A 9,589-nucleotide genomic window follows, 5' to 3' on the forward strand; every position below is an offset into this window, starting at 1 on the left:
TGCTTGATGTTGAGGATGAGGTCGGTGACGTCCTCCTTGACGCCCGGCACGGTGGTGAACTCGTGCAGGACACCGTCGATCCGGACCGAGGTGACGGCGGCACCCGGGATCGAGGAGAGGAGCGTGCGACGGAGCGAGTTGCCGAGGGTGTAGCCGAAGCCCGGCTCCAGCGGCTCGATCACGAACCGGGAGCGGAATTCGTCGACGACCTCTTCGGTCAACGAGGGGCGCTGAGCGATCAGCATGGATGAAGCCTTCCAGTCATCGGCACCCGCTATTTGATGCCGAACCACCGGGCGTCAGCCCGATATCGATACTGCAAGGGTACGGGCGGTGCGGCGCGAGAAGCGCCACACCGCCCGGAACCCACAACTCTGCCGACGCGAGGCGCCGGCACACCACAGATCAGACGCGCCGGCGCTTCGGCGGGCGGCATCCGTTGTGCGGGGTGGGCGTGACGTCCTGGATCGAGCCCACCTCCAGGCCGGTGGCCTGGAGCGAGCGGATCGCGGTCTCACGGCCGGAGCCGGGACCCTTGACGAACACATCCACCTTGCGCATGCCGTGCTCCTGCGCGCGACGCGCGGCCGACTCGGCGGCCATCTGCGCGGCGAACGGGGTCGACTTGCGCGAGCCCTTGAAGCCGACGTGGCCGGCGGAGGCCCAGGAGATCACGTTGCCGGACGGGTCCGTGATCGAAACGATGGTGTTGTTGAACGTGCTCTTGATGTGCGCGTGGCCGTGAGCGACGTTCTTCTTTTCCTTGCGGCGCACCTTCTTGGCAGCGCCCTGACGACCCTTGGGGGGCATCTACTAACTCCTACGGGAGGTGGTCGGTCCTACAGCGAAGACCGCTGACGAGCGTCCGCTGAGGACTACTTCTTGCCCGGCTTCTTCTTACCGGCGATGGCGCGACGCGGGCCCTTGCGGGTGCGGGCGTTGGTGTGAGTGCGCTGGCCGTGGACCGGCAGGCCGCGGCGGTGGCGCAGGCCCTGGTAGCAGCCGATCTCGACCTTGCGGCGGATGTCCGCCTGGATCTCGCGACGGAGGTCACCCTCGGTCTTGATGTTGGCGTCCACGTACTCGCGGATCTTGACCAGGTCCTCTTCGTCCAGGTCGCGAACGCGGGTGTTCGGGTTCACGCCCGTGGCGGCGAGGGTCTCCTGGGCCAGGGTGCGGCCGATGCCGAAGACGTAGGTGAGGGCAACCTCCACGCGCTTTTCGCGCGGGATGTCAACACCTGAAACGCGTGCCATGCAATGGCTCCTGTTGGTGTTCGGGGGTCTTCCGCAGCACCACTCCTGACCGCCGTACGAGGTACGGATCAGGTCCCCGGCCCCCGGCCGGAGGTATCGTCAGCCGCAATCGGCTCAACGGGTGCTGCCTATGTACGAGTTGCTTGCGTCGCGCGAAGAACTGCGAGGTGCAGGTCGGTGTGCGTCAGCCCTGGCGCTGCTTGTGGCGCAGGTTGTCGCAGATGACCATGACCCGGCCGTGACGGCGGATCACCTTGCACTTGTCACAGATCTTCTTGACGCTCGGCTTGACCTTCATGGGATGTCAGGTTCTCCGGGTCGTGAGATCTACTTGTAGCGGTAGACGATCCGTCCGCGCGTGAGGTCGTAGGGAGACAGCTCCACAACGACTCGGTCATCGGGGAGGATGCGGATGTAGTGCATCCGCATCTTGCCGCTGATGTGCGCGAGGACCTTGTGACCGTTCTGCAGCTCCACCTTGAACATAGCGTTCGGCAGAGACTCGATCACGGTGCCCTCGATCTCAATGGCGCCTTGCTTCTTGGCCATGTCCTGCTTTCGGGATCGGCTACCTTGGTCGGCTTTTGGCATGCCTGAAGACATACGTGAGCCGACGTGTCAGTCTACGCCAGGCATCCGTGAAAGACGAATCCGGGGTGTATGCCCCCGAATGAAGATCGTTAAGCAAGCGGGTCCGGCGCGGCCGTGACCCCGAACTCCGCCAGCTTGGCCTTGCCGCCGTCCTCCGCAGTGAGGACCAGCGGGCCCTCCTCGGTCAGGGCGACCGAGTGCTCCCAGTGCGAGGCCCAGGTGCCGTCGGTGGTGACCACCGTCCACTGGTCCTGGAGCACCCGCGTGTGCGGAGTACCCAGGCTCACCATCGGCTCGATGGCCAGGCACATGCCCGGCACCAGCTTGGGCCCACGGCCCCGGCCGCGCTCGACGTAGTTCAGCACGTGCGGCTCCATGTGCATGGCCGAGCCGATGCCATGGCCGCCGTAGCCCTCGACGATCCCGTACTTGCCCTTGGGCGGCAGCGGCTGCCGGCGGATGTAGGACTCCACCCCGCGGCTGATGTCCTGCAGCCGGTTGTTCTTCTTCACCTGCGCGATACCGGACCACATCGAGCCCTCGGTGGTCGCGCTGAGCTGCAGCAGCTCAGGGGCCACCGCGCCGACCGGGACGGTGATCGCGGCGTCGCCGTGCCAGCCGTCGATGATCGCGCCGCAGTCGATGGAGATCAGATCGCCCTCCTCCAGCACCCGCCCGCCGGGGATGCCGTGGACGACCTCGTCGTTCACCGACGCGCAGATCACACCGGGGAAGTACAGACCCCCGTGGTCGGCCTTGAAGTTGGAGGTCGCGCCGTGATCGGCGATCACCTTGGCCGCGATCTCGTCCAGATCGCCGGTGCTCACCCCCGGCGCGACCGCGTCACGGCACGCCTTGAGCGCCGCCGCGACGACCAGCCCCGCGGCGCGCATCTTCGCGATCTGCTCGGGGGTCTTGATCTCCACCATCGGCTCTCGCCTTCCTCAGTGCAGCGGATAGCTCAACGGTACGGCCGCGGCGTCCTCCCGGACACCGCGGCCGTAACGGACTCTGATGTGTTCAGGCGGCGCTGTCGCCCGTGGCCTTCTTGACGCCCAGGGCTTCCATCGCCCGCTGGGTGACCTCGGAGACCTTGCCCAGAGCCGAGATCGTGCGGACCAGGCCCTGCTGCTTGTAGAAGTCGATGATCGGCTCGGTCTTGCTGTGGTACTCCTCGAGCCGGACCCTGACCTTCTCCTCGGTGTCGTCCGAGCGCTGGTAGAGCTCACCACCGCACTCGTCGCAGACGCCCTCGGCGGCCGGAGGGTTGTAGACCACGTGGAAGACGTGGCTGCCGTCCTTGCGGCACAGCCGGCGACCGGCGATCCGCTTGACGACCTCTTCCTCCGGGACCTCCAGATCCAGGACCGCGTCGAGCGCTATCCCGTTCTCGCTGAGGATCTCGTCCAGCGCCTGGGCCTGGCCGACGTTCCGCGGAAAGCCGTCCAGGAGGAAGCCGTTCCCGGCGTCCGGCTGGAGCATGCGGTCCTTGGCCATTCCGATGGTGATCTCGTCGGGAACCAGCCGGCCGGCGTCCATGTACTCCTGGGCCTTGCGGCCCAGTTCCGTGCCCTGGCTGATGTTCGCCCGGAAGAGGTCGCCCGTGGAGATGTGCGGGATCGACAGGTTCCTGGCCAGGTACGCGGCCTGCGTACCCTTGCCGGCCCCGGGGGGCCCGACGAGGACGATGCGCATCAGCGGAGGAACCCTTCGTAGTTACGCTGCTGAAGCTGGCTCTCGATCTGCTTCACGGTTTCCAGGCCGACACCCACGATGATCAGGATGCTCGTCCCGCCGAACGGGAAGTTCTGGTTCGCGTTGAACAGCACCAGCGCCACGGTGGGCACCAGGGCGATCAGACCCAGATACATCGCGCCCGGCCACGTGATGCGGTTGAGCACGTAGCTGAGGTACTCCGCGGTGGGTCGACCAGCCCGGATGCCCGGGATGAACCCACCATACTTCTTCATGTTGTCCGCGACTTCCTCGGGGTTGAACGAGATGGCCACGTAGAAGAAGGCGAAGAAGACGATCAGCAGGAAGTACGTGGTGATGTAGATCGGGTGATCGCCCTTGACCAGGTTGTCCCTGACCCAGTTTGCCCACGTTGAGGTGGATCCACTGAACTGGACGACCAGTGACGGGATGTACAGGAGCGATGACGCGAAGATGACGGGAATCACACCCGCCTGGTTCACCTTCAGCGGGATGTAGGTGGACGTGCCGCCGTAGGACCGGCGGCCGATCATGCGCTTGGCGTACTGCACGGGGATCCGGCGCTGCGCCTGCTCCACGAAGACCACCAGGGCGACCATCGCCAGACCGACGAGGATGACCGCACCGAACTCGACCCAGCCGTCCGCGATCTTGCCGGACTTCTTGATCGCCCACAGGGCGCCGGGGAAGCCGGCCGCGATGGACAGGAACATCAGGATCGACATGCCGTTGCCGATACCGCGGTCGGTGATCAGCTCGCCCAGCCACATGATGAACGCGGTGCCCGCGGTCATCGTGATGACCATGGTGATGGTCGTGAAGATCGACTGGTTCGGGACGATGCTGAAGCGCTCGGTGCATCCCTGGAACAGGGTGCCGGAGCGGGCGGTCGCGACCAGGCCCGTGCCCTGCAGGACCGCGAGGGCCACCGTCAGGTAACGGGTGTACTGCGTGATCTTGGTCTGACCGGCCTGGCCCTCCTTCTTGAGGGCCTCGAGCCGGGGGATGACCACGGTCAGCAGCTGCAGGATGATGCTCGCCGTGATGTACGGCATGATCCCGAGCGCGAAGATGGTCAGCTGAAGGAGCGCGCCGCCGCTGAAGAGGTTCACCAGGCCGAAGAGACCCTGGCTACCCTGCACCTCCTTGATGCACTGGTTCACGACCTGGTAGTCGATCCCCGGGATCGGGATGTGCGCACCCAGCCGGAACAGCACCATGATGCCCAGCGTGAACAGCAGCTTCTTGCGCAGGTCGGGCGTCCTGAACGCCCGGGCGAACGCGGTGAGCACGGTGCCTCCTGCGCCCCCCGCTTCTTGGGCGGGAGGTAACGGTTGAACAGCAACGAATACGAGTGAGATCCCAGACCCGCGTCAGCACACAGGCTTCACGAGACTAGCAGCGTCTGCCACCTTACCGGCGCACGACCACCGCTTGGAATGAACAACCGGGGATGCTCCGCACAATGTGCGGAACATCCCCGGTCGGATGTGCCATCAGTCTCAGACGAGCTCGGTGACCGAGCCGCCCGCAGCGGTGATCTTCTCCTTGGCGGAGCCGGAGACCGCGTCAACGGTCACCTGCAGCGCCACGGAGACCTCGCCGGTGCCGAGCACCTTGACGAGCTGGTTCTTGCGCACCGCGCCCTTGGCGACCAGATCGGCCACCGTGACCTCGCCACCCTCGGGGTAGAGCGCGGTCAGCTTGTCCAGGTTCACGACCTGGAACTCGGTGCGGAAGGGGTTCTTGAAGCCCTTCAGCTTCGGCAGACGCATGTGGAGGGGCATCTGCCCACCCTCGAAGCGCGCCGGAACCTGGTAACGGGCCTTGGTGCCCTTGGTACCACGACCGGCCGTCTTACCCTTCGACGCCTCACCACGACCCACACGGGTCTTGGCGGTCTTGGCGCCGGGGGCCGGACGGAGGTTGTGGACCTTCAGCGGGTTCGACGTGTTGTCGGTGCCCATGTCAGTCAACCTCCTCGACCGTGACGAGGTGGCGGACGGTGTGGACCATGCCGCGGATCTCCGGGCGGTCCTCCTTGACCACGACGTCGTTCAGCCGCTTCAGGCCGAGCGAACGCAGGGTGTCACGGTGGTTCTGCTTGCTGCCGATGTACGACTTGACCTGCGTGACCTTGAGGCGAGCCATTACGCACCCACCCCAGCACGCGCCCGGAGCAGAGCCGCGGGAGCCACGTCCTCGAGGGGCAGGCCACGACGGGCGGCGATCTCCTCGGGGCGCTGCAGGCCCTGGAGAGCGGCCACCGTGGCGTGCACGATGTTGATCGCGTTGTCGGAGCCGAGCGACTTCGACAGCACGTCGTGGATGCCGGCGCACTCCAGAACGGCGCGCACCGGACCACCGGCGATCACACCCGTACCGGGGGAAGCAGGCTTGAGCAGGACGACGCCCGCGGCCTTCTCGCCCTGGATGGGGTGGGGGATGGTGCCCTGGATACGGGGGACCTTGAAGAAGTGCTTCTTGGCCTCCTCAACACCCTTGGCGATGGCGGCCGGCACCTCCTTGGCCTTGCCGTAACCGACACCCACGGTGCCGTCACCGTCGCCCACCACGACCAGCGCGGTGAAGCTGAAGCGACGACCACCCTTCACAACCTTGGCGACGCGGTTGATCGCGACAACGCGCTCAACGTACGCGGTCTTCTCGGCGGCAGCTGCGCCGCCGTCACGGCCCTTCCGGTCCCGCCGCTCGCCGCCACCGGCACCGCCACCGCGGCGCTGGGGTCCAGCCATTGGATTACCTCTCTCTGTTTCCGCTAGCTACGGAACCGGCTCAGAAACCGAGCCCGGCTTCGCGGGCGGCGTCGGCAAGGGCGGCAATGCGCCCGGCGTACCGGTTGCCACCACGGTCGAACACGACGGTCTCGACACCGGCCGCCTTGGCGCGCTCGGCGACCAGCTGGCCGACCTTCTTCGCCTGGTCGGTCTTGTCGCCCTCGGCACCACGGATCGAGGTGTCCAGGTGCGACGCCGAGGCCAGCGTGTGGCCCTTGAGGTCGTCGATGACCTGCGCCGTGATACCGCGGTTGGACCGGGTCACGACCAGGCGCGGACGCACCTCGGTGCCCGAGACACGCTTGCGGACCCGGATGTGGCGGCGCTTCTTGGCGGCGCCCTTGTAAGCATCGCCCTTGGCGATCTTCACACCGTATGCCATGGCTTACTTACCAGCCTTTCCGACCTTGCGGCGGATGACTTCGCCCTCGTACTTGACGCCCTTGGCCTTGTACGGGTCGGGCTTCCGCAGCTTGCGGATGTTCGCGGCGACCTCGCCGACCTTCTGCTTGTCGATGCCCTCGACCGAGAACCGGGTCGGGTTCTCGACCTTGAAGGAGATGCCCTCGGGGGCCTCGACAAGGATCGGGTGGCTGTAGCCCAGGGCGAACTCCAGGTCGGAGCCCTTCGCCTGGACGCGGTAGCCGACACCGCTGATCTCGAGCTTCTTCACGTAGCCCGCGGTCACGCCGGTGATCATGTTCGCCACCAGCGTGCGGGACAGGCCGTGCAGGGCCTTGTTCTGACGCTCGTCGTTCGGGCGCGACACCTGAAGGGTGCCGTCCTCGCCCTTGGCGATGTCGATCGGCGCGGCAACGGTGTGGGTCAGGGAACCCTTGGGGCCCTTCACCGAGACCGTCCGGCCATCGATGGTGACGTCCACGCCGGCGGGAACCGGGATGGGCAGCCGTCCAATTCGCGACATGGCTTTACCTCCGTTTCCCGACTACCAGACGTAGGCGAGGACTTCCCCACCCACGCCCTTCTTGTTCGCCTGCTTGTCGGTGAGGAGCCCGTGGGAGGTGGAGATGATCGCCACGCCCAGGCCGCCGAGCACCTTCGGCAGGTTGGTGGACTTTGCGTAGACCCGCAGACCGGGCTTGCTGATGCGCTTGATGCCGGCGATCGAGCGCTCGCGGTTCGGACCGAACTTCAGCTCGAGAACGAGGTTCTTGCCGACCTCGGCGTCCTCGACCTTCCAGCCGGTGATGTAACCCTCCTGCTGGAGGATTTCCGCGATGTGCGACTTGATCTTGCTGAACGGCATCGTGACGTCGTCGTGATACGCGGAATTCGCGTTCCGCAGACGCGTCAACATGTCTGCGATCGGGTCAGTCATGGTCATGTGATGGCCTTAGGCCTCTCTCGCCGGGGTTTCCTATATGCGCCATCCCTCTCCCCCATCAGACTGGGGACGGGTGCGGCGCGGGGACCTACGGCGTAGTAAGACGGTCATGGGCGACGAGCGCCCAACCCTTCTACCTTACGGTATTCGGGGCTGGGCTCCCGCCGTCCTTGATGCTCACCGAGAGTCCGGCACAACCCAGAAGGGTTGTTACCAGGAGCTCTTGGTCACGCCCGGCAGCTCACCACGGTGCGCCATCTCACGAAGGCACACGCGGCAGAGGCCGAACTTGCGGTAGACGGAGTGCGGACGGCCGCAGCGCTGGCAGCGCGTGTAGGCACGCACGCCGAACTTGGGCTTGCGGGCGGCCTTCGCGATAAGAGCCTTCTTCGCCACGGCTCACGCCTCCTTGAACGGGAAGCCGAGGTGACGAAGGAGCGCACGGCCCTCAGCGTCGTTGGTCGCCGTGGTCACCACGGTGATGTCCATACCCCGGACACGGTCGATCTTGTCCTGGTCGATCTCGTGGAACATGACCTGCTCCGTGAGACCGAAGGTGTAGTTGCCGCGGCCGTCGAACTGCTTCGGCGAAAGACCCCGGAAGTCGCGGATGCGCGGAAGCGCGAGCGACAGCAGGCGGTCCAGGAACTCCCACATGCGGTCACCGCGGAGGGTGACGTGGGCGCCGATCGGCTGGCCCTCACGCAGCTTGAACTGCGCGATGGACTTACGGGCCTTGGTGACGGCCGGCTTCTGGCCGGTGATCGTGGTGAGGTCGCGGATGGCGCCCTCGATCAGCTTGGAGTCGCGGGCGGCGTCGCCCACACCCATGTTGACCACGATCTTGGTGAGACCGGGGATCTGCATGACGTTCTCGTACTGGAACTCGTCACGCATCTTGCCCGCGATCTCTTCGCGGTAGCGCGCCTTCAGACGCGGCTTCACGTGCGTCGTGTCGGTGGCAGTCATCAGATGTCCTCACCGGTCCGCTTGGCAACGCGGATCTTGTTGCCCTCGTCGTCGAAGCGGTAGCCGACGCGAGTCACGACCTTGTTTCCGTCCTTCTCCACGACCAGCTGGACGTTGGAGACGTGGACGGGGGCCTCGGTCGTGATGATGCCGCCGGTCTTCGAACCGCGGTCCGTCTGGCCGGCCTTCGTGTGCTTCTTGACCCGGTTGACACCCTCGACCAGGACACGGTCCTCAGTCGGGTAGGCCGCGATGACCTTGCCCTGCTTGCCCTTGTCCTTACCGGTGATGACCTGGACCAGGTCGCCCTTCTTGATCTTCATCGGTTACAGCACCTCCGGCGCGAGCGAGATGATCTTCATGAACTTCTTCTCGCGCAGCTCCCGGCCCACGGGGCCGAAGATACGGGTGCCGCGGGGGTCACCGTCGTTCTTGAGGATGACGGCCGCGTTCTCGTCGAAGCGGATGTACGAACCGTCGGCACGACGGCGCTCCTTGACGGTGCGCACGACGACCGCCTTGACGACATCGCCCTTCTTCACGTTGCCACCGGGGATCGCGTCCTTGACGGTGGCGACGATGACGTCACCGATTCCCGCGTAGCGGCGACCTGAGCCGCCGAGCACACGGATGCAAAGGATCTCCTTCGCACCAGTGTTGTCGGCGACACGCAGTCGCGACTCCTGCTGGATCACGTCTTTCTCCTGATCGTCTGCCGGTTCCCGCAGGATCCTTGCGGATCTCCCTGCGAGCCTGGCGGAACCGTCCTGCGGGATGTCCCCCGCAGGAATTGCGAGCCGGCGCCGGGCCGGCCGCGCGGTGTGACGCGGGCGGTGCGGGTGCCCGGCGGGGTACTTGGGCGTGGCGTGGATATCGACGACGCGCCCCCGCGTGGTCGCGGACCGCGGGCGGGT

At 66.0% G+C, this 9,589-nt stretch carries 17 protein-coding genes and 1 pseudogene; all 18 read right to left on the reverse strand.

The window, feature by feature from the left end; genetic code table 11:
* Positions 1–245, reverse strand: a pseudogene (locus tag ACFWVC_RS31850) (DNA-directed RNA polymerase subunit alpha); the annotation flags it as partial.
* A 160-nt stretch (positions 246–405) separates the two neighbouring features.
* Complete coding sequence (gene rpsK, locus ACFWVC_RS31855) at positions 406–810, reverse strand: 30S ribosomal protein S11 (RefSeq protein WP_003956432.1); 405 nt, start codon at positions 808–810, stop codon at positions 406–408.
* Positions 811–875: 65 nt separating this feature from the next.
* Positions 876–1,256: a 30S ribosomal protein S13 gene (gene rpsM / locus ACFWVC_RS31860; protein WP_089226450.1), complete on the reverse strand. Its 381-nt coding sequence runs from the start codon at positions 1,254–1,256 to the stop codon at positions 876–878.
* Between the two features lie 184 nt (positions 1,257–1,440).
* Positions 1,441–1,554 carry a 50S ribosomal protein L36 gene (rpmJ, locus tag ACFWVC_RS31865; RefSeq protein WP_003956441.1) on the reverse strand — a complete coding sequence of 38 codons (114 nt, stop codon included), beginning with the start codon at positions 1,552–1,554 and terminating at the stop codon, positions 1,441–1,443.
* 29 nt (positions 1,555–1,583) lie between these two features.
* Entirely contained in the window at positions 1,584–1,805 is a 222-nt protein-coding gene (gene infA / locus ACFWVC_RS31870; RefSeq protein WP_003956442.1) for a translation initiation factor IF-1, read from the reverse strand.
* A gap of 131 nt (positions 1,806–1,936) precedes the next feature.
* Entirely contained in the window at positions 1,937–2,776 is an 840-nt protein-coding gene (gene map, locus ACFWVC_RS31875; protein ID WP_384295506.1) for a type I methionyl aminopeptidase, read from the reverse strand.
* A gap of 91 nt (positions 2,777–2,867) precedes the next feature.
* Positions 2,868–3,542 carry an adenylate kinase gene (locus ACFWVC_RS31880; protein WP_384295510.1) on the reverse strand — a complete coding sequence of 225 codons (675 nt, stop codon included), beginning with the start codon at positions 3,540–3,542 and terminating at the stop codon, positions 2,868–2,870.
* Positions 3,542–4,855, reverse strand: a complete 1,314-nt coding sequence (secY, locus tag ACFWVC_RS31885) for a preprotein translocase subunit SecY (protein WP_384295513.1) — start codon at positions 4,853–4,855, stop codon at positions 3,542–3,544. Before secY ends, ACFWVC_RS31880 begins: the two co-directional genes overlap by 1 nt.
* A 210-nt stretch (positions 4,856–5,065) precedes the next feature.
* Entirely contained in the window at positions 5,066–5,530 is a 465-nt protein-coding gene (rplO, locus tag ACFWVC_RS31890) for a 50S ribosomal protein L15 (protein ID WP_384295517.1), read from the reverse strand.
* A gap of 1 nt (position 5,531) precedes the next feature.
* Complete coding sequence (gene rpmD, locus ACFWVC_RS31895; protein WP_018558884.1) at positions 5,532–5,714, reverse strand: 50S ribosomal protein L30; 183 nt, start codon at positions 5,712–5,714, stop codon at positions 5,532–5,534.
* A complete protein-coding gene (gene rpsE / locus ACFWVC_RS31900) occupies positions 5,714–6,319 on the reverse strand; it encodes a 30S ribosomal protein S5 (RefSeq protein ID WP_319658494.1) in 606 nt (201 codons plus the stop codon). Before rpsE ends, rpmD begins: the two co-directional genes overlap by 1 nt.
* A 40-nt stretch (positions 6,320–6,359) precedes the next feature.
* Positions 6,360–6,743: a 50S ribosomal protein L18 gene (gene rplR, locus ACFWVC_RS31905; RefSeq protein WP_384295528.1), complete on the reverse strand. Its 384-nt coding sequence runs from the start codon at positions 6,741–6,743 to the stop codon at positions 6,360–6,362.
* Between the two features lie 3 nt (positions 6,744–6,746).
* Positions 6,747–7,286, reverse strand: a complete 540-nt coding sequence (gene rplF / locus ACFWVC_RS31910; protein ID WP_384295532.1) for a 50S ribosomal protein L6 — start codon at positions 7,284–7,286, stop codon at positions 6,747–6,749.
* A gap of 21 nt (positions 7,287–7,307) precedes the next feature.
* Positions 7,308–7,706: a 30S ribosomal protein S8 gene (gene rpsH / locus ACFWVC_RS31915; protein WP_319658491.1), complete on the reverse strand. Its 399-nt coding sequence runs from the start codon at positions 7,704–7,706 to the stop codon at positions 7,308–7,310.
* 210 nt (positions 7,707–7,916) lie between these two features.
* The gene (locus tag ACFWVC_RS31920) at positions 7,917–8,102 is read right to left on the reverse strand and encodes a type Z 30S ribosomal protein S14 (protein WP_003956452.1); all 186 of its coding nucleotides are present in this window, start codon (positions 8,100–8,102) and stop codon (positions 7,917–7,919) included.
* 3 nt (positions 8,103–8,105) lie between these two features.
* Positions 8,106–8,675, reverse strand: a complete 570-nt coding sequence (gene rplE, locus ACFWVC_RS31925) for a 50S ribosomal protein L5 (protein WP_384295539.1) — start codon at positions 8,673–8,675, stop codon at positions 8,106–8,108.
* The gene (gene rplX, locus ACFWVC_RS31930) at positions 8,675–8,998 is read right to left on the reverse strand and encodes a 50S ribosomal protein L24 (RefSeq protein WP_360902495.1); all 324 of its coding nucleotides are present in this window, start codon (positions 8,996–8,998) and stop codon (positions 8,675–8,677) included. Before rplX ends, rplE begins: the two co-directional genes overlap by 1 nt.
* A 3-nt stretch (positions 8,999–9,001) precedes the next feature.
* Complete coding sequence (rplN, locus tag ACFWVC_RS31935; RefSeq protein WP_319658488.1) at positions 9,002–9,370, reverse strand: 50S ribosomal protein L14; 369 nt, start codon at positions 9,368–9,370, stop codon at positions 9,002–9,004.
* Positions 9,371–9,589 lie beyond the last annotated feature (219 nt).

Origin of the sequence: Streptomyces sp. NPDC058691 (assembly GCF_042714775.1) — a bacterium.
Taxonomy (GTDB): domain Bacteria; phylum Actinomycetota; class Actinomycetes; order Streptomycetales; family Streptomycetaceae; genus Actinacidiphila.

Bases quoted from the DNA above. Each gene is read 5' to 3' on its own strand.
- rpsK (WP_003956432.1), bottom strand. From the start codon at position 810: ATGCCCCCCAAGGGTCGTCAGGGCGCTGCCAAGAAGGTGCGCCGCAAG.
- rpsM (WP_089226450.1), bottom strand. From the start codon at position 1,256: ATGGCACGCGTTTCAGGTGTTGACATCCCGCGCGAAAAGCGCGTGGAG.
- rpmJ (WP_003956441.1), bottom strand. From the start codon at position 1,554: ATGAAGGTCAAGCCGAGCGTCAAGAAGATCTGTGACAAGTGCAAGGTG.
- infA (WP_003956442.1), bottom strand. From the start codon at position 1,805: ATGGCCAAGAAGCAAGGCGCCATTGAGATCGAGGGCACCGTGATCGAG.
- map (WP_384295506.1), bottom strand. From the start codon at position 2,776: ATGGTGGAGATCAAGACCCCCGAGCAGATCGCGAAGATGCGCGCCGCG.
- ACFWVC_RS31880 (WP_384295510.1), bottom strand. From the start codon at position 3,542: ATGCGCATCGTCCTCGTCGGGCCCCCCGGGGCCGGCAAGGGTACGCAG.
- rplO (WP_384295517.1), bottom strand. From the start codon at position 5,530: ATGGGCACCGACAACACGTCGAACCCGCTGAAGGTCCACAACCTCCGT.
- rpmD (WP_018558884.1), bottom strand. From the start codon at position 5,714: ATGGCTCGCCTCAAGGTCACGCAGGTCAAGTCGTACATCGGCAGCAAG.
- rpsE (WP_319658494.1), bottom strand. From the start codon at position 6,319: ATGGCTGGACCCCAGCGCCGCGGTGGCGGTGCCGGTGGCGGCGAGCGG.
- rplR (WP_384295528.1), bottom strand. From the start codon at position 6,743: ATGGCATACGGTGTGAAGATCGCCAAGGGCGATGCTTACAAGGGCGCC.
- rplF (WP_384295532.1), bottom strand. From the start codon at position 7,286: ATGTCGCGAATTGGACGGCTGCCCATCCCGGTTCCCGCCGGCGTGGAC.
- rpsH (WP_319658491.1), bottom strand. From the start codon at position 7,706: ATGACCATGACTGACCCGATCGCAGACATGTTGACGCGTCTGCGGAAC.
- rplE (WP_384295539.1), bottom strand. From the start codon at position 8,675: ATGACTGCCACCGACACGACGCACGTGAAGCCGCGTCTGAAGGCGCGC.
- rplX (WP_360902495.1), bottom strand. From the start codon at position 8,998: ATGAAGATCAAGAAGGGCGACCTGGTCCAGGTCATCACCGGTAAGGAC.